At 36.2% G+C, this 18843-nt stretch carries 22 protein-coding genes; 18 read left to right on the plus strand and 4 right to left on the minus strand.

The genetic code is table 11. The features are described from left to right. Positions 1-78: 78 nt before the first annotated feature. The 8 genes from JFU20_RS22090 (at position 79) to JFU20_RS22125 (ending at position 5895) form a co-directional block, all read left to right on the plus strand. Positions 79-699 (plus strand): stage V sporulation protein AA, encoded by a 621-nt coding sequence (locus JFU20_RS22090; protein ID WP_002014920.1) that lies wholly within the window; start codon positions 79-81, stop codon positions 697-699. Next, positions 692-1108, plus strand: coding sequence for a stage V sporulation protein SpoVAB (gene spoVAB / locus JFU20_RS22095; RefSeq protein WP_033709411.1), 417 nt, complete (start codon positions 692-694; stop codon positions 1106-1108). Before JFU20_RS22090 ends, spoVAB begins: the two co-directional genes overlap by 8 nt. A gap of 12 nt (positions 1109-1120) precedes the next feature. Further along, positions 1121-1579 (plus strand): stage V sporulation protein AC, encoded by a 459-nt coding sequence (spoVAC, locus tag JFU20_RS22100; protein ID WP_002014918.1) that lies wholly within the window; start codon positions 1121-1123, stop codon positions 1577-1579. 13 nt (positions 1580-1592) lie between these two features. Continuing rightward, positions 1593-2609 (plus strand): stage V sporulation protein AD, encoded by a 1017-nt coding sequence (gene spoVAD / locus JFU20_RS22105; RefSeq protein WP_002165116.1) that lies wholly within the window; start codon positions 1593-1595, stop codon positions 2607-2609. A gap of 3 nt (positions 2610-2612) precedes the next feature. Next, complete coding sequence (gene spoVAE / locus JFU20_RS22110) at positions 2613-2963, plus strand: stage V sporulation protein AE (protein WP_002014916.1); 351 nt, start codon at positions 2613-2615, stop codon at positions 2961-2963. A 5-nt stretch (positions 2964-2968) separates the two neighbouring features. Then, the gene (gene spoVAEA, locus JFU20_RS22115) at positions 2969-3538 is read left to right on the plus strand and encodes a stage V sporulation protein SpoVABEA (RefSeq protein WP_002088445.1); all 570 of its coding nucleotides are present in this window, start codon (positions 2969-2971) and stop codon (positions 3536-3538) included. Beyond that, positions 3525-4997, plus strand: coding sequence for a spore germination protein SpoVAF (gene spoVAF, locus JFU20_RS22120; RefSeq protein ID WP_002165117.1), 1473 nt, complete (start codon positions 3525-3527; stop codon positions 4995-4997). The genes spoVAEA and spoVAF overlap by 14 nt, the downstream gene beginning before the upstream one ends. Positions 4998-5091: 94 nt before the next feature. Then, positions 5092-5895, plus strand: coding sequence for a Cof-type HAD-IIB family hydrolase (locus JFU20_RS22125; protein ID WP_002067045.1), 804 nt, complete (start codon positions 5092-5094; stop codon positions 5893-5895). A 31-nt stretch (positions 5896-5926) separates the two neighbouring features. Here the strand turns inward: JFU20_RS22125 and JFU20_RS22130 are convergent, their stop codons facing one another. After that, complete coding sequence (locus JFU20_RS22130) at positions 5927-6793, minus strand: DUF1002 domain-containing protein (protein ID WP_002014912.1); 867 nt, start codon at positions 6791-6793, stop codon at positions 5927-5929. A gap of 187 nt (positions 6794-6980) precedes the next feature. Here JFU20_RS22130 and JFU20_RS22135 point away from each other — a divergent pair, with 187 nt between their 5' ends. Beyond that, positions 6981-7418, plus strand: coding sequence for a peptidylprolyl isomerase (locus JFU20_RS22135; protein ID WP_000853785.1), 438 nt, complete (start codon positions 6981-6983; stop codon positions 7416-7418). A 485-nt stretch (positions 7419-7903) separates the two neighbouring features. Continuing rightward, positions 7904-8272, plus strand: coding sequence for a GNAT family N-acetyltransferase RibT (ribT, locus tag JFU20_RS22140; RefSeq protein ID WP_000908403.1), 369 nt, complete (start codon positions 7904-7906; stop codon positions 8270-8272). Between the two features lie 20 nt (positions 8273-8292). Here the strand turns inward: ribT and JFU20_RS22145 are convergent, their stop codons facing one another. Together JFU20_RS22145 and JFU20_RS22150 are read right to left on the minus strand one after the other, a co-directional pair. After that, positions 8293-8811: a DUF309 domain-containing protein gene (locus JFU20_RS22145; RefSeq protein WP_002014910.1), complete on the minus strand. Its 519-nt coding sequence runs from the start codon at positions 8809-8811 to the stop codon at positions 8293-8295. Between the two features lie 99 nt (positions 8812-8910). After that, a complete protein-coding gene (locus JFU20_RS22150) occupies positions 8911-9006 on the minus strand; it encodes a YjcZ family sporulation protein (RefSeq protein ID WP_000510194.1) in 96 nt (31 codons plus the stop codon). 169 nt (positions 9007-9175) lie between these two features. On the opposite strand from JFU20_RS22150, the gene JFU20_RS22155 reads away from it, so the two are divergent. The 6 genes from JFU20_RS22155 to phnF all read left to right on the plus strand — a co-directional run bounded on the left by JFU20_RS22155 (position 9176) and on the right by phnF (position 14433). After that, positions 9176-9919: a segregation/condensation protein A gene (locus JFU20_RS22155; protein ID WP_002143025.1), complete on the plus strand. Its 744-nt coding sequence runs from the start codon at positions 9176-9178 to the stop codon at positions 9917-9919. A gap of 156 nt (positions 9920-10075) precedes the next feature. Then, positions 10076-10648, plus strand: a complete 573-nt coding sequence (scpB, locus tag JFU20_RS22160; RefSeq protein WP_002014908.1) for an SMC-Scp complex subunit ScpB — start codon at positions 10076-10078, stop codon at positions 10646-10648. A gap of 78 nt (positions 10649-10726) precedes the next feature. Further along, positions 10727-11629 (plus strand): ComEC/Rec2 family competence protein, encoded by a 903-nt coding sequence (locus JFU20_RS22165; protein ID WP_002165118.1) that lies wholly within the window; start codon positions 10727-10729, stop codon positions 11627-11629. A gap of 207 nt (positions 11630-11836) precedes the next feature. Beyond that, complete coding sequence (gene nagA, locus JFU20_RS22170) at positions 11837-12979, plus strand: N-acetylglucosamine-6-phosphate deacetylase (RefSeq protein ID WP_002165119.1); 1143 nt, start codon at positions 11837-11839, stop codon at positions 12977-12979. Positions 12980-12983: 4 nt separating this feature from the next. Beyond that, positions 12984-13772, plus strand: a complete 789-nt coding sequence (gene nagB, locus JFU20_RS22175) for a glucosamine-6-phosphate deaminase (protein WP_002014905.1) — start codon at positions 12984-12986, stop codon at positions 13770-13772. Further along, on the plus strand, positions 13702-14433 hold the full coding sequence (gene phnF / locus JFU20_RS22180; RefSeq protein ID WP_078172874.1) for a phosphonate metabolism transcriptional regulator PhnF: 732 nt from the start codon (positions 13702-13704) through the stop codon (positions 14431-14433). The genes nagB and phnF overlap by 71 nt, the downstream gene beginning before the upstream one ends. Positions 14434-14506: 73 nt before the next feature. Here phnF and JFU20_RS22185 read toward each other — a convergent pair whose 3' ends face one another. Beyond that, complete coding sequence (locus JFU20_RS22185) at positions 14507-15325, minus strand: HAD family hydrolase (RefSeq protein ID WP_201038904.1); 819 nt, start codon at positions 15323-15325, stop codon at positions 14507-14509. A gap of 165 nt (positions 15326-15490) precedes the next feature. On the opposite strand from JFU20_RS22185, the gene glcT reads away from it, so the two are divergent. Continuing rightward, entirely contained in the window at positions 15491-16339 is an 849-nt protein-coding gene (glcT, locus tag JFU20_RS22190) for a glucose PTS transporter transcription antiterminator GlcT (protein ID WP_002014902.1), read from the plus strand. A gap of 340 nt (positions 16340-16679) precedes the next feature. After that, positions 16680-18743: a PTS glucose transporter subunit IIABC gene (gene ptsG / locus JFU20_RS22195; RefSeq protein WP_002014901.1), complete on the plus strand. Its 2064-nt coding sequence runs from the start codon at positions 16680-16682 to the stop codon at positions 18741-18743. Positions 18744-18843 lie beyond the last annotated feature (100 nt).

Below are 18843 nucleotides of genomic sequence, written 5' to 3' on the forward strand. Positions count from 1 at the left end.
TTTATGAAAAAATTGTATTAGAAAAAAATTCAATAACCATACTACAACTACGAGGAAGAGTGAAGGGGTGAATGGAAATTGGAAGGAACAATTTATATTAAAATGCGCAATCGCTTAAAAGTGTCTCCTACGTATGAAGTAAAGCTGAGCGATGTTGCTCAACTTGCCGGAGATTCTTTTGTAGTTGAGTCGTTACAAAATGAAATAGTCTACAACATAACAGCACATGATAAGACGCATGTTGTAATTGATGTTATGAAAGTAATTGAGATTATTCAACAAAAAGCGGCTCACATACAAATTAATTTACTTGGTTCTGGACAAACTCTTGTTGAAATTATATACGAAAAAAAGAAAGTGCATCCGGTTTTCTTCGGACTTGTATGGTTGTTGCTTTTCATTGGAGCGGCCCTTGCGATCATTTATTTCCATGAGGATGTAAGTATGCAACAAGTACATCAACGGTTATATTACATGATTACTGGAGAGTTTAAGGAGCAACCACTATTATTTCAAGTTCCATATTCAGTAGGTCTTGGATTAGGTATGGTTTTATTTTTTAATCATGTATTTCAAAAGCGAATTAATGAAGAGCCTAGTCCGTTAGAAGTTGAGATGTTTCAATATCAGCAGTCGCTTGATCAATATGTAATTGTTAATGAAAACAAGGATAACACGAAACAGCTTGCCGATGATTGAATGTGGGTTTGTTGTATTAATTGGTTTAGCTGGCGGGATTGCAGTAGGTAGCGGATATGTTGCCTTTTTAGCTGTTCTCGGTATTATCCCGCGCTTAGCTCAATTAACGAGAAGTGGAAAGCATATTCAATATTTTGAGTGGGCTGTCATTGCGGGTACTTTAACTGGGGCTTGGTGTAGTTTGAAAAACATTACATTTCAAACATCGCAATATTGGCTTGTAATATTAGGGTTATTTTGTGGCACATTCATTGGAATGCTTGCTGCGGCATTAACAGAAGTATTAAATGTTTTACCTATTTTAGCGAAACGAGTCGGGGTAGAGGGGAAAATTGTTGTTTTACTCGTTGCTCTTGTACTTGGAAAAGTAATAGGCTCATTGTTTCACTGGATTTATTTCGTAAAGTAGGAGGCAATATATATGACAAGGCGAAAACTGAAAGATGATTACATAAATAAAGTGAAGGAGTACCATCCAAAGCCAAACTATTTGCTAAATTGTGTGAAGGCATTTCTTGTAGGTGGGCTCATTTGTACAGTCGGAGAAATATTGATGAAATTTTATATACATTATTTTCACTTTAGTGAACAAGAGGCAGGAAATCCGACAGTTGCAACGCTTGTTTTATTGTCGGCGATTTTAACAGGGTGTGGTGTATATGATAAAATCGGGCAGTTTTCTGGAGCGGGATCAGCAGTACCAGTTACTGGATTTGCGAATTCTATGGCGAGTGCCGCACTAGAGCATAGGAGTGAAGGGATTGTTCTAGGAATCGCTACTAACATGTTTAAGCTTGCAGGAAGTGTCATTGTATTTGGAGTCGTCGGTGCATACATTATCGGGTTAATAAGATATACATTTCAAATTTTAATGTCTTAAAGGAGGGGTGGGTATGAGATTGACAGGAAAACAAACGTGGGTATTTCAAAATGATATCTTCGTGAATGCAACTGGTACTGCTGTCGGTCCGAAAGAAGCTGAAGGCCCTCTTGGAAAGGATTTTGATATTTCATATTCTGACTTACATTGCGGAGAGGAAAACTGGGAACTTGCTGAACGAAGGTTAATGTCAGACTCAATTCAACAAGCGATGCAAAAAGGGAATATAAAAAAATCGCAAATTGATTTCTTTTTAGCGGGAGATTTATTAAACCAAACAGTGACAGCAAATTATGTTGCTCGTGAGTATGGTATTCCTTTTTTAGGGATGTTCAGCGCTTGTGCGACGTCAATGGAAACTTTGGCGATTGGATCAGCTTTTATAGATGGTGGATTTGCGAATCGTATTTTAGCTACAGTAAGTAGTCATAATGCGACGGCTGAAAGACAATTTCGTTCCCCAACAGAATACGGAGGACAAAAGCCAGGGACAGCAAACTCAACTGTTACCGGAGCAGGGTCAATATTAATTAGCAATGAGGAGAGTGCAATTAAAATAACAGCAGCAACAATTGGTAAAGTGCAAGATTTAGGAATTGCTAATCCTTTAGATATGGGATCAGCGATGGCACCAGCTGCTGCTCATACAATTCAACAACATTTTGAAGATTTGAGAAGAAGTGCAGCTGATTATGATCTTATTGTTACTGGTGATTTATCGGCTGTTGGGACACCAATTGCGAAACAACTTTTACTTGAGGAAGGGTATGATTTGGGGAATGTATACAACGATTGTGGATTAATGATTTACAATTCAAATCAAGAAGAAGTGTTTGCAGGGGGCAGTGGTTGTGCTTGTTCAGCTGTTGTAACATACGGCCATTTACTGCGTGAAATGCAAAAAGGGAATTTACAAAGAATTTTTGTCGTTGCAACTGGAGCTCTATTAAGCCCCATGATGATACAACAGAAGGAAACGATTCCAACGATTGCGCATGGTGTTGTGTTTGAAAGCGTTAAAGGAGAGTGAATTGTGGATTTTATATATGCATTTCTTGTAGGAGGAGCTATTTGTGTAATTGGACAAGTGTTGCTAGATTTCGCAAAGTTAACACCGGCACATTTAATGGCAACTTTTGTAGTCGCCGGAGCTATTTTAGACGGATTCGGATTGTACGATAAGCTTATAAAATTTGCAGGTGCTGGGGCAACAGTCCCTATTACAAGTTTTGGACACTCACTATTGCACGGGGCAATGCATGCGGCAGAAAAACATGGATATTTAGGAATTGGAATCGGTATGTTTAGCTTAACGTCTGCGGGGATTTCAGCAGCGATATTATTTTCATTTTTTGTTGCACTTATATGTAAACCGAAAGGATAAATCAAATGAGACGAAGGGTTGTTTTGGTCACAGATGGAGATGAATATGCAAAGCGGACAATTGAGCTGTTAACAAAGGAATTTGGGGGGAGGTGTATTTCAGCATCGCAAAGTAATCCGACCAAATTGACAGGGAAGAAAGTTGTTGAGCTTATTATGCAAACGCCATATGACCCTGTATTTGTCATGTTTGATGACAGCGGATTTATAGGAGAAGGATCTGGTGAAAAGGCGTTAAAGTATGTCGCAACACATAAACAAGTTGATGTACTCGGTATTTTAGCAGTAGCATCTAATACACATCATTGGGAATGGGCACGTGTAGATGTAAGTGTAGATCGGAATGGGAATTTGACAGAATACGGCGTTGATAAATTTGGACTCCCAGATGGTGAAATTGGCAGGATTAGTGGAGATACGATTTATTGTTTAGATGGTCTGAATGTTCCTGTCATAGTGGGGGTCGGTGATATTGGCAAGATGTGCGGAAATGATGAATGGGAGAGAGGATCACCTATTACTAGAAAAGCGATTCAATTAATTTTGGAAAGGAGTGGCTTTTATGACGAAGCCTAAAAAAGTGAATATCCCGATTTCATCTTTTTTAAGTGATAATGAAAATTATTTAAAGCAAACAGTTGGACTGGGTGTTACATACGATGTTGGTATTCGTAAATTTCAAATTTTAAATAAAGAAATTGGTGTGTTATTTGTAAATGGACTTTGTGATACGAATTATATTATCCCTATTTTAGAAGAAGCGGTGGATACAAATGAAATAAGGGATGTAGAAGAAGATACAGTAAAGCTTTTAGAGAATCGTTTAATTCATCAACAAGTAAGTAAAGTAAAAACGATGGATGATGTAATGCTCCAAGTATTATCGGGACTCATTGTTATATTTGTGGAAGGTGAAACAGAAGCGTTTGCAATAGATGTTCGTAGTTATCCGGGACGGACACCAACAGAACCAGATACAGAAAAGGTAGTGCGTGGTGCAAGGGATGGCTTTGTTGAAAATATCGTTGTAAATACAGCGTTAATTCGTAGAAGAATACGCGATCCACGTCTTCGAAATGAAATGATTCGAGTAGGGGATAGATCGCAAACGGATATTTGTATTACATACGTACAAGATGTTGCAAATCCAGATTTAGTGAAGATTATAAAACAAGAATTAAATAATATTGATGTAGACGGGATTACGATGGCGGATAAAACGGTAGAAGAATTTGTAGTGAAACAAGGTTATAATCCATTCCCGCTTATCCGATACACAGAGAGACCAGATGTAGCAGCAAATCATCTATTAGAAGGACATGTGTTAGTACTCGTTGATACATCACCAAGTGCTATGATCACTCCAACAACATATTTTCACCATTTACAGCATGCAGAAGAGTTTAGACAAAATCCAGCTGTAGGTACATTTTTACGTTGGGTACGTTTTTTAGGTGTTATATTTTCGCTATTCTTACTGCCATTTTGGCTAGTTTTTGTTTTTGATCCGACTCTTTTACCGGAAAGTCTTGCTTTCATTGGACCAAATAAGATGACGCATTTACCGATTTTATTACAAATTTTGATGGCGGAAGTCGGACTCGAATTTTTAAGAATGGCCGCCATTCATACACCGACATCATTGTCGTCGGCAGCAGGATTAATTTCTGCCATATTAATTGGTCAAATTGCAATTGATGTAGGTTTGTTTGTACCAGAAGTTATTTTGTACGTAGCAGTTTCTATGATTGGAGCATACGCAACGCCAAGTTATGAGTTAGGGCTTGGGAATAAGATTGGAAAATTGTTTGTCATTATTTTAACAGGCATATTTCATGAAATGGGATTTGTCATTGGAATGACGATATTGATTCTATTTTTAACATCTATAAAAAGCTTGCAAACACCGTATTTATGGCCGTTTTTACCGTTTGATTGGGGCGCGTTAACGAAAATTTTACTTCGTCCAACTATGTCTAGTTTAAAGGTTCGTCCAAGTATTGTAAGACCTCAAAATGTGCGAAGACAAAAATAAGCGGGATTATGCTCCGCTTATTTTTTATTGAAAATTTATTGTTTTTTTAACAAAAATCAAACATTTTTTTGTACAATTAGAGTAGATATTGTGTATGGAAGGGGAAGAGGACATGATTAAACTATTTGTAAGTGATTTAGATGATACACTCGTTTACAATATGAATGATATGCAAAAAGAAGATGAACGAGCGCTTTGTTGGCTAGCTGAAAACGGGACAAATATTTGTTTTGCCTCTGGCCGTTTTACTCACCGAATTGATGAGGCGGTAAAAAGGTTTTCGTTCCCGTATTACACAACTAGTTTAAATGGAGCGACAATGATACTACCGGATGGAAAAGTATTTCATGAATCGAGTTTTGAAGATGGGGTTGCCCAGGAAATATATCGATATATACATAAAAAGGGACTAGCAGATATTGTTTGTGCAAATGAGCAGCGATATACAAAAAGGAAGAATGAACATCACCATACTTTTGAAGAGTATATGGGAGTGCATATTGCTGAAATCGAAGAGTTAGAAGAGGAATTTGGGAAGACTGTACATCCTGCGAAATTATTTGTTTTTGGCGAAGAAGAAAAAATTGTAGCATTAGATCAAGAGTTGAGAGATACATTTCATAGCGAAGCGGAAGTCTTTATATCGGGTAAGCGATATGTTGACATTATGCCAAGAGGTGTAAGTAAAGGAAGCGCCCTGAAGCGATTAATGGAACATTTACAAATTGAAGCAAATGAAGTTGCATGTATTGGAGATTCTTTCAATGATATTTCTATGTTTGAAGTAACCCCGCACTCCTTCACCCTCCATCATGCTCATCCGTATGTAAAGGAGAAAGCAAATCATGTTGTCCGTTCGGTTGAAGAAGCTATTATGAAATTACCGTTACTTGTATAAAAAAGAAGCCCGCCAGCGGCGAGCTTCTTTTTTACTTGAATAAAGATTTAACGAAATCAATGATACTAGAGAAGAAATCTTTTACTTTATCTAGGAAACTTTGCCCTTCTTCAGATCCTAAGAAGGCAGACACATGGTCTTTTGCTTTCTCTAATTGGCTACCAACTTGGTTCCAATCGATATTAAGATTTTTCATTTTATCAAATAACGCTACTAGGCTATCCAGCTGTTCATCTGTTAATGTAATACCGAGTTGATCAGCAATTTTTTTAATTAATGTACGTAAATCTTCAGTTGTTTTTGGCTGTTCTTTTGCAATTTCTTCTTTAATTTTTGCAACAAGTTGAACTGCTTTTTCTTCGCCGATTTTATCACCAAGCTGGGCTGTTTGTACCATTTCTTCATTGGCTACTTTTTTTACTTCTTCAGGAATGGCTTTGTTTGATGTTGTTTCATAGGCCTTCATTAAACCTGTTAAAGCAGCAGTTCCTGAAACTTTAAATGGTGCAGTAATTTGAATCTCTGCATCTTTCACACCTGCTGTAATAAGTGCATTTGTGTACATTGCATCTGTTATCGAATTAATGTTTTTTGAGCGTACAATGAGACCTGACCCTGGTTTTGTGTATGTAATCATAGAAGAGGAAATAGCTCTCGTACCAATTTGCGCTTTTGGAACGATGCCCTCTAGAAATTTATGTTCTTCCGCATTAGATACAGTAATAATTTGTGCATCTTTTGGTGCTTTCATTTCTTTCAAAAGATCTTGTTTCTGTTGTTCAGATAAGTTTTCTCCTAGTGTAACAATTGATTCTCCCTCAATGATGTCTGCAAATGAAGCTGTTGGCATAATAAATACGGCTACAGCTAATAGCAGAGCTAGTAATTTCGTTTTCACGAAAAATCGCTCCCTTTCTCTTTCTTAAATTTTCGGGCAACACAGTTATTATAGTATATTTTTCTTATTTGTCACCTAGCTTCTTCCACATTTCAAAAAAGAAGTATGCAGATTGTCGGATTCTTTTTGTTTCTCGTCATGAATATGGTAATATAGTGCTGAGATAGTTGAAAGGAGACATATACATATGAAAACTTTAGGATACATATTAATGGAAAATGGCGAAAAAATCGATTTAGAATTTTTCCCAGAAGAGGCACCAAAAACAGTAGAAAACTTTAAAAAATTAGCAGAGCAAGGATTTTATGATGGTGTGACATTCCACCGCGTTATTCCTGGCTTCGTAAGCCAAGGTGGAGACCCAACAGGCACAGGAGCAGGTGGCCCAGGTTACTCTATCCCATGTGAAACTGATGGAAATCCTCATAGACATCTTGTTGGCTCACTTTCTATGGCACATGCTGGCCGTAATACAGGTGGTAGCCAATTCTTTGTTGTTCATGAGCCACAACCGCATTTAGATGGCGTACATACTGTATTCGGTAAAGCAACAAGCGGTATTGAAACGGTATTAAACATGCGTCAAGGCGATGTAATGAAAGAAGTTAAAGTTTGGGAAGAATAAGTTATGAGAAAAAGAGAGCGATTTTGCTCTCTTTTTTTATTTCCTATAAACAGGAATTGGTATATATTTTAAAGTATATGACACAAATAGGACGGCTACTAACGTTAAATTATATTGTTCATGAGAACACACTTTTAACAAAATACATAGGATAGAGTACGAATTATATGCTTCAATAAATGTATTTCTCTTAACATATTGCTTTTGGTAGAACTACTTTGTTCAAAAGTGGTTAATAAGTGAAATGTGATGAGAAAGGGATTTTCCTTTTAGTTCCTATATAGTATTGTCTCTTTTTTGAGCGGTGTAATAGAAAGAAATAGCGTGGAAACATATATTTGACTTTCTTCTTAACGCTTTGTATGATTATCAAGTTGTTTCAGCCCCTTCTCACTCTGGTAAAAATATTGTAGAATGAATGTGATATGAAAAGAGTGATTGAGGGGATAAATAGTTTGTAACTTTTGTAAGAAGGGATAAGGGTTATGTTAATTCGTTTTAAAAAAAGTTATGAAAAAATTGCAATGGGGCTTCTTTCATTTATGCCAACTGAAAAAGATGTAAAAACATTACAATTGACAATGAAAGAATATGAAGCGAAAGAGGATTGGCAATTGTATTTGTGGAAACAAAATGAAGATTTTGTTGGGATAATGGGGATTATAAAAAAAGAAGATCAGGTATTGGAAATTCAGCATTTGAGCGTGAATCCGTCTCACCGTCATATGGGGATTGGGACGAAGATGGTTCAAGAGCTTAAGAGTAAATTTCTTGAGTTTACAATTTGCGGAAATGAGCAAACAGCAAGTTTTTGCAAAAAGTGTAAAGAGCTTGAACAAAATATACATTCATGAAAGCAGGGATAAGTAGTTTATTATCTCTGCTTTCTTTTTTGTAGTTGCTCGTGTCGCTCAGAAATGACTTCTGTTCGATCACGCAATGTGTGCTTACTTATGATGTATTCACCAGGAATGACGTTCAGATCTTTCCAAGAGAGGTTTTGTTTCTTACATAACTGTATGCATTGTTTTTCTAACGATACGTCTAATAAGGGTAAAAATAACGGCGCAAAAATTTCCTTTTTGTGGATAGAGTTTAATCTTTCATTTAATAAGAACATAAGTTGTTTATGATCTATTCCTAATTGATGTAAAGATGTACTGTTCTTTTCTAAAAGTGCTATTGCGCTTTTTATCATCTTCTCTGCACCATTCCAGTTGGATCGTCTGTGATGGTATAAGGAAACAGCAATTTGAATGAGACCGACTAAGTAATTGTCGCGTTCTCCTCTAGGTTTTAATTTCCAATACTCTTCTAATATTTCATGACATTCAAAATAATCATAGTCTCCGTGAAAATGAATTAAAAATTGTATGTACTCGGTAGGATACATTTTATTCGCTCCTGTCTAACGGTTATATGTACAGTTTATCATAGAAATATTAACAATAAGCGACTAGGGAAATATCCCTAGTCGCTTTATTGCGTCCTATTAGCAGAAGCAAGCTGCTCCTACAATGATTAGTAAAATGAACAGTACAACAAGTAATGCGAACCCACCGCTAAAACCGCAATCAACGTGACCCATAGTTTTTTGACCTCCTACATTGTTCTTACTACATTGTTATCATATGAAGCGGTGGGCATTATGACATGGGCATAGGTCTATTTTTAATTAAATTTCTTAAAAAGGTTGGATAGAACATGAGTATGCTCTATACTTATGGTGTTATAGAAAAAATGTGGTGGGATGCTTTGTGCAGTATAATTTTAAAGTAGAGGCTTTTGAAGGGCCTTTAGATCTATTGTTACACTTAATAAATCGTTACGAAATTGATATATATAATATTCCTGTAGCGAAAATTACAGAGCAATATCTATCTTATGTCCATACGATGAAAGAATTACAATTAGATGTTGCCAGTGAGTATTTAGTAATGGCTGCAACGTTATTACAAATTAAAAGTAAAATGTTGTTACCGAAACAAGAAGAAGATGTACCTGATAACGGTGAAGACTTTATAGATGATCCTCGTCAAGAATTGATGGAGAGGTTAATTGAATATAAGAAATATAAGCAAGTTGCTACTGAGTTAAAAGAAAGAGAACAAGAAAGAGCACAGCTATATACACGTCCGCCAATTGATTTTACATCATTTCAACAAGAAGAGGAGACAAGCTTACCTCTTGATGTTACGTTATATGATATGTTAGCGGCATTTCAAAAGCTAATGCGTCGTAAAAAAGCAAAAACCCCCGTAACAACGCGAATTACTCGCCAAGAAATACCAATTGCACAGCGAATGACTGATATTCTACAACAGTTAGAAGTAAGAGGCGGTCGTCAAAGCTTTTATGATTTGTTTGCTGATGAAGAACGTGAAATAATGGTTGTAACATTTTTAGCGGTTCTTGAGCTAATGAAAAATCAACAAATCATAATTGAGCAGGAACATAATTTTGATGAAATTTTCGTATCAAGCTCTAATAAATCCGTATAGAGTTGATGTGAAGAGGGGATAGAAATATTTTATCTCATGTTAGGTTTTAATGTATCGTTTGGAACGAGAGAAGAAATATTGAACCGAACGCATTTACTGTGATTCGGTTTTTTTATGTGTGTTTTTTATGGGAAATAGGAGGAAGGAGTTCGTAAAATGGATAGAAAAGAACAAAAAGCGATTATTGAAGGGCTTTTATTTGTTGCAGGTGACGAAGGGATTTATCCGGAACAGATAGCTAAAGTTCTGGAAGTTGAAGTGGAAGAAGTAATAAACAGTATAGAGGAAATGCAAAAAGAATGCGAAGGATCGAATCGCGGTTTGCAAATTGTACAATATGCAAAAGTGTATCGTTTTGCAACAAAGAAAGAACATGCTTCGTACTATCAAAAATTAATAGATACTCCAACCGCGGCTTCACTTTCTCAAGCAGCTCTTGAAACGTTGGCAATCGTTGCGTACCGTCAACCGATTACAAGGACAGAAATGGAAGAGATTAGAGGTGTGAAAACGGACAAGGCATTACAAACGTTAGTTTCACACTTACTTATAAAAGAAACGGGAAGAGCGGAAGGACCAGGGCGCCCTATTTTATACGGAACGACGAAAGAATTTTTAGATACGTTTGGATTGAAAACGTTAGATGATTTACCACCTCTTTCGGAAGAAAATGAACAAATGAATGAAGCAGATTTATTCTTTGGTTCTTTACAGGAATTATCAAAATAAAAGCTTAGCATTTTGCTAAGCTTTTTTTGTATATCAATTACAGAGCGTGCCATACTAAATGAAAAAAGGAGACGAGTTATGAGAGGTGTACGGAATATTCTATTGTTGGTTTCTGTTTTATTATGCTTTTCGTTAAACAGCGCATCGGCTAAAAGATATATGATGTCTATTCATACTGCGTCTTCTATACATATGCAGCGGCAACATTTTGGTAAAATGAAAGTGAGTTTTTTAAAAGTTGGACAAGGTGATGCGACACTTATTACATTGCCAAATGGTCAAACGATGTTAATAGATGGGGGTCCTTATGAAGCGGGAGAGGTCATTATTCAAAAACTAATTGAAAAAAGAATTAATCATTTAGATGTGATTGTAAGTACTCATCCTGATATGGACCATATAGGAGGACTTATTCCAATTGTAGAGCAAATGCCAGTTTCCCTCGTATTAGATAGCGGGAAAACATATAGTTCATTTACTTATCATACGTATCGAAATAACATTAAAAAAAGGGGCATTCCTTTCATTTCAGTGAAGGAAGGACAATACATACCGCTAGATCCACATGTTTCTATACAAGTATTGAACAATGGGAAATCGAAAGACGAGAATAACGAGTCTTCAATTGTATTAAAGATTCGATATGGTAAAGCGGACTTTTTATTAATGGGTGATGCTGATATACGGACAGAAAATGAAATATTAAAGCAATTTGATGTACATGCAGATGTATTAAAAGTAGGGCATCACGGCTCGTATACTTCAACGAGTGAAACATTCTTAAAAAAAGTAGACCCACAATTCGCTATTCTTTCGTACGGGAGTAGAAATCCATATGGACATCCTCATCAAAGTGTTGTAAGACGATTAAAACAGCGTGGTATAATGATATACGGAACAAACAAGCGTACAGTAGAAATAGAAACAGACGGTGAACATATTACTATGGGGTCGAGTGGTCTTATGCCACTACTTAAGTAATTAATTATATAAGAGGGTATTTTCCATTTTGGAAAAAATGAATAACATATATTATAATGAAAAAGAAATAAATTTCCTTTTTTCTGCTGAATGAAGAGGAAATTTCATTAGAATGTATAGACAACTACTCGTGTGTATATTAAGATGGAATTAGGCGAATAAGGTAATAATAACAAGTAGGTATTTCATGGGAAAGGATCGATGAAAATGAAAACGCAAGTTGTCATCAATGCCAAAATTTATACAGGTAAAGAAGTAGTGGAAAACGGATTTATTCGTTACACAGAAACAATTAAAGAAATTGGTTTGATGGCTCAATATGTATCACAAGAAAATGAAACTGTGTTAGATGCGGCAGGAAAGATTGTGATTCCAGGTATGATTGATGTTCATATTCATGGTGGATACGATATTGATGCGATGGATGCAAATAGCGATGGATTAGTAACTCTTGGTAAAGAAATGTTAAAAGAAGGAGTTACAACTTACTTCCCAACAACAATGACACAAGCTCCAGAAGCGATTGAAGCGGCGCTAAGTGCTGCGAAGGAAGCGAAAGATAAGGGAGCACATTTCGAATATATTCACTTAGAAGGACCATATGTTTCAAAAAAACGTGCGGGTGCACAACCACTTGAACATATTGTTCCTGCGAGTATCGAGCAATTTAAACAATGGCAGGAAGCAAGCGGTAATCTAATTAAATTAGTAACATATGCACCGGAAGAAGAAGGTGCGTTAGAGTTTGAACAGTATCTTGCTGAAACAGGTGTTGTTGGCACAATGGGGCATACAGATGCAATTGATGCACAACTGAAAAATAGAAAAATTACACATGCAACACATTTATACAATCAAATGCGTGGATTACATCATCGTGAACCAGGAGTTGTTGGTCATGTGTTATTAAATCCAGATGTAATGGTTGAAGTAATTACAGATGGTATTCACATTCACCCTGATATGGTGAAATTAGCATATAAATTAAAAGGACCGAAAAAAGTAAGTGTCATTACAGATGCAATGCGTGCAAAAGGTCTTGAAGAAGGATTATATGAGCTTGGCGGACAGCCAGTACATGTAAAAGATGGCAGTGCCCGATTAGAAGATGGAACGTTAGCTGGTAGTATTTTAAAAATGGATCAAGCTTTCCGAAATGTAATTGAATTTACAGGATGTTCAATCGAGGAGGCAGTGTTAATGACATCAGTTAACCAAGCAGAAGAATTTGGATTAAATAATAAAGGTGCGTTAGCGGTAGGTAAAGATGCAGACTTTGTTGTTATGACTGAAGAATTACATGTATATGATACGGTTCGTTTAGGAATTCATATGAAGGAAGGGAAGTAATTAGATGAATATTCTTGTTGTAAAAACTCCAGAAGAATTAGCAGAAGCAGGTTATAAGTTAATTAAAGAGGTTGTAAAATCAAAAGAAAATCCAACTTTAGGAATGGCTACAGGAAGCTCTCCATTAGGTATTTATGCAGAAATGCGAAAAAATAAACTTGATACAAGTCATGCAATCACTGTAAACTTAGATGAGTACGTAAATTTACCACACGAAGATAAAAACAGCTATCACTATTTCATGCAAGAACAGTTGTTTGATCATCTTCCATTTAAACAAACTTATGTACCGAATGGGATGGCAAGTGATTTAGAGGAAGAGTGCAAGCGTTATGAAGGCATTCTAGTAGCTAACCCAGTTGACTTACAGATTCTTGGAATCGGTGAAAACGGTCACATCGGATTTAATGAGCCAGGAACACCATTTAATTCTCCAACTAACATTGTAGAATTAACAGAATCTACACGCCAAGCAAACCTTCGCTTCTTTGAAAATGAAGAAGATGTGCCGACTCATGCGATTACAATGGGAATTGGAAGTATTATGAAAGCGAAACAAATTCTACTTGTTGCTATGGGATCTAAAAAGGCAGAAGCTATTAAAGAATTATTGCAAGGTGAATATAGTGAGGCGTGTCCTGCTACAGTTTTACAACGTCATCCGAATGTAACCGTAATCGCAGATCCAGAAGCTCTATCTTTATGCAGTGAGGCGATTGCTGATGAACATCGACAAGTATTCACCATTTCCGATTTATTATCAGATTCAAGAGTGGGTGAAACAGCTAATTGAGGAAGGCGAATGGAAGCCGGGAGATAAAATTCCATCTGAGAATGAACTTTGTGATAAGTTCGAAGTGAGTCGTATGACAATCAGACAGGCGATTAATAACTTAGTGGAACAAGGTTATTTATACCGGAAACGTGGGATTGGAACGTTCGTCCAACTTCCGAAAGTGGAGCAAAAGTTGCAAGGAATGACGGGATTCACAGAAGATATGATATCTCGTGGTATGAAACCGAGCAGCCAGTTATTAAGTTTCCGCCTAGTTCCAGCTACTGCTAAAATAGCAGACCGGCTGAGAATACAAGAGGGAGAATCGGTTTATGAAGTGAGGCGTACGCGCTTAGCTGATGACGAACCGATTGCATTTGAGACGACATATTTGTCGCCAACTCTTGTGAAAGATATTAACGAAGAAATATTACAACAATCTTTATATGAACATTTAGAGAAAAAACTGGGCTTTAAGCTTGTTCGCGCTACTCAATCAATTGAAGCTTCAATTGCAACGGATAATGAAGCTGAACATCTGCATATTCCTAAAAAGGCGCCTGTACTTGTAATGCGTCAATGGTCATATTCAGAAGGTGAGTTACCGTTAGAGTATGTGAAATGTATTTATCGTGGGGATCGTTACAAGTTTATTACGAACATCGCACGTAACAAGTAATATATTTCAGTTTGTGAAGTACAGTGAACTTTGATGTTTTCAACATGTAAAGAAATAAAAATACGACTCATCCTTATAAGGATCGAGTCGTATTTTTATTTGCTTCTTCATTATAAACAAGTACTTGGTTAACGGCATCTTTGACAGCATCTACTACATAGTGAGCGTGCTCTTTTACCGCATCATCAGCTTGAGACATAGCAAAACTATGGGGAGTTAAGGAAAACATTGGAATATCATTGTAAGAATCCCCTATGCACGCAACCTCCTCTGGTTGTATTTGAAACTCTTGTAATAAAACAGAAATAGCAGAACCTTTACTAATATTTGGTGGCATTACATCTAAACATTGTTCAGCTGAAATGAAAGTACTAACTTTTCCATGGAATTTTTCATCGATCTTTTTTTGAAGGAGTTGTAAGTTTTCCTTTGTTCCACCGATAGAAATTTTATTTGGAAAAATTGTATCATCGATTTTCTGTAATAAATTTGGTTCTTCAACAGAAGTCATTGCTACTTGTTTTTCGAGTTCATGAATAAAAGGTGTCTTTTCTTCAATATAGTAATTATGCTCATCACTTACATAACGGAAATAAGGGTCTTGATTTGTCATAGCTAGTAAATCAGGAAGAATGGTGGAATCAAAATTTGCGGATAATAGTTGCTTATTTTCATTAGTATATACAAACACACCATTTACACTAATACGATGGAAATTTGTATTTACAGCTTTCATTAAGTCTGCGATTTCATTATCAAGTCGTCCAGAAGCGAAGCAAAGAATAACATTTTGCTCAGCAAGACTGCGAAGTGCCGCAACATCCTGTTCATCAATCAGACCTCCATGCTGCATCATTGTACCGTCAATATCACTTACAAACATTTTAATCATGTTGCTATCTCCTTTCTATGTACAGTTGCCCTTACATTATACGCATCATATACAAACATGTCTAAAAAATGAATTTTTATTAAATGGTAGATGTTTTATATTGACGAAAAAGAAGAATGTTCTGTAACATAAAAGTAGGCTATTTAAGTACGAGGGTGGTGTTATATGAGTAATTATCTAGAAATTAAAAAAGTTTTAAATAATAATGTCATCATTGCTAGCCATCCTGAACACGAGGAAGTAGTAGTGATTGGTAAAGGAATCGGATTTGGGAAAAAGGCTGAAGATGTGTTGGAGCAAGAACAAATTGAGAAAATGTTTGTTTTAAAAAATGAACGTGATCGAGAACAATACAAACTTTTAGTACCACATGTGAGTGAAAAGCTAATTGAATTGATGAATGATATTATGTTATATATTCAAGAAAAAGCGGAGTCTCCATTAAATGAACATATTCATATCGCTTTAACAGATCATATTTCTTTTGCAATTAAAAGGCTGAAACAAGGACTTACAATAGATAATCCTTTTTTAGTTGAAACGAAAATGCTATATCCAGAGGAATATAAAATTGCTGAAGGCGTTGTGCAACTTTTAAATTCTCGTTTGCAAATTACATTGCCAGAAGGGGAAGTTGGCTTTATCGCACTTCACATTTACAGCTCGCTTACAAACTCTGATTTATCTTCTGTTAATCAAAATTCTCGTCTTATTGCACAACTTGTGTCTTTAATTGAGACAAACCTACAAATTACATTAGACCAAGAAAGCATTCATTATTTACGCCTTATTCGCCATTTACAATATGCTATTGAGCGGGTGAAAAAAGGAGAAAAAGTAGAAGAAGCACAGAGTTTTGCTGATTTATTAAAGTTGGAATATCCAGTTTGTTATAATTTGGCGTGGAAACTAGTCAAAGTAATGCAGAAAGAATTACAACTTCCTGTATATGAAGCGGAGAGTATTTATTTAACGATGCATTTACAACGATTAGTGAAAGCAGAACATGTGTAAAAAGACATATATTTTTGTCTAAAATGAAAACGTTAAAAAAAATGATTGAATCGCTTACAATAGTTATGTATAATAACTATTGCAAAGTTATACAAAATTCGACAAACACATTAAGGTAAATAACGAAAACGTTTGCTTTAATTATAGTGAACTTATACGTAATCCTATTTTTGACACGTGTTACTGATTCGATCAGGCATGAGTGGAGAAAAGTTGGGAATGTAAGCTAAAGAAAGGGACATACTACCCTTTGTATAGCTATCGTTCTATCTTTTTTTTCCTCATGCCTTTTTGGCGTTTGTCGAAAAGTATCAATATAGATAAGAGAGGAAGGGTTTCCATGTTTAAGAAGATCTTTGGTGTTCTTCAAAAAGTCGGAAAAGCGCTTATGCTTCCAGTAGCGATTTTACCGGCAGCAGGTATTTTACTTGGATTTGGTAATGCATTTCAAAATCCACAACTAACAAATGTTATCCCTGCTTTAAAAGCAGATTGGTTCGTAATGGTTGCAAAAATTATGGAACAATCTGGCGATATTATTTTCGCTAACCTTGCGCTATTATTCGCAGTTGGGGTAGCGATCGGTTTAGCTGGTGGAGACGGAGTAGCTGGTTTAGCAGCGTTCGTCGGATACTTAATTATGAACAAAACGATGAGTGTGTTCTTAGAAGTAGATAAACTAGTGAAAGTAACAAGCACTGGAACAGATCCAGTAAAAATTGGATTTTCAGATCCAGCATATGCAAACGTATTAGGAATTCCAACGCTGCAAACAGGAGTGTTTGGTGGTATTATCGTCGGGATAGTAGCGGCATATTGTTATAATAAATACTTCAACATTGAATTACCATCATACTTAGGTTTCTTTGCAGGTAAGCGTTTCGTACCAATCGCAACTGCAACATTCTCTTTAGTGGTAGGTATTATCATGTGCTTCATTTGGCCATACATTCAGGGTGGCTTAAATACGTTCTCACATCAAATGATTGATGCAAATAGAACGATAGCAGCATTTATATTCGGTTTAATCGAACGTTCATTAATTCCATTTGGATTACATCATATTTTCTATTCACCGTTCTGGTTCGAATTCGGTCAGTATACAAATGCAGCTGGCGAATTAATCCGTGGTGACCAAAAAATCTTTATGGCACAGTTAAAAGACGGCGTAGAATTAACAGCAGGTACATTTACAACTGGTAAGTATCCGTTCATGATGTTCGGTCTTCCAGCAGCAGCTTTAGCAATGTACCATGAAGCACGTCCGGAAAATAAAAAATTAGCAGCTGGTATTTTAGGATCTGCTGCATTAACATCTTTCTTAACAGGTATTACAGAACCGCTTGAATTTTCATTCTTATTCGTAGCACCAGTATTATTCGGAATTCATGCAGTATTCGCTGGTCTATCATTTATGACAATGCAAATTTTAGGTGTTAAAATTGGTATGACATTCTCTGGTGGTTTAATTGACTTCATATTATTCGGTGTACTACCAGGTCGTACGGCATGGTGGTGGGTAATTATTGTTGGTCTTGTACTAGCAGTTATTTACTACTTCGGATTCCGTTTCGCAATCCGTAAATGGAACTTAAAAACACCTGGTCGTGAAGTAGCGAATGCTAATGAAGGCGCAGGGAAAACAGAAGCAGGAGAACTTCCACGTGAAGTATTAGTAGCACTTGGTGGTAAAGAAAACATTGCTTCGTTAGATGCTTGTATTACTCGTTTACGCGTTCAAGTTAACGAACAAAAAAATGTAAATAAAGACCGCTTAAAAGAGCTTGGAGCAGCCGGTGTACTTGAAGTTGGAAATAACATTCAAGCTATTTTCGGACCGAAATCTGACACATTAAAATCACAAATTCATGATATTATGTCAGGTCGCACACCTCATGTTGAAAAAGAAGCGCCTGTAAAAGTGGAAGAAGCTCCTCAACAGGTTGATGAAAATGAAACAATCGTTTCACCAATTGAAGGGAAAATCTTACCGATTACAGAAGTACCTGACCAAGTATTCTCAGGGAAAATGATGGGAGATGGATTTGCGATTGAGCCAACAGAAGGAACAGTAGTTTCTCCGGTTAATGGTGAGATTGTAAATGTATTCCCTACAAAACATGCGATTGGTATTCAGTCTGAAGGCGGAAAAGAAATTTTAATCCACTTCGGTATTGATACTGTAAAATTAAATGGTGAAGGCTTTGAAGCGCTTGTAGCACAAGGTGATAAAGTGAAACAAGGACAACCATTATTAAAAGTAGATCTTGCATTTGTAAAAGAAAATGCACCATCTATTATTACACCAATCGTCTTTACGAATTTACAACAAGGGCAACAAGTCGAATTGAAAAAAGATGGAAATGTTAAGAAGGGCGAAAACGCTATTATTGACATTCAGTAGGAATTTGACGCAAAATGTTTATAATTATAATAGGCGATGTGGTTGACCGAACATCGCCTATTATATACAATAGATGATGTAGTACTCACGTCTATACAAC

The organism is Bacillus sp. TH30 (assembly GCF_016650875.1).
GTDB lineage: Bacteria > Bacillota > Bacilli > Bacillales > Bacillaceae_G > Bacillus_A > Bacillus_A mycoides.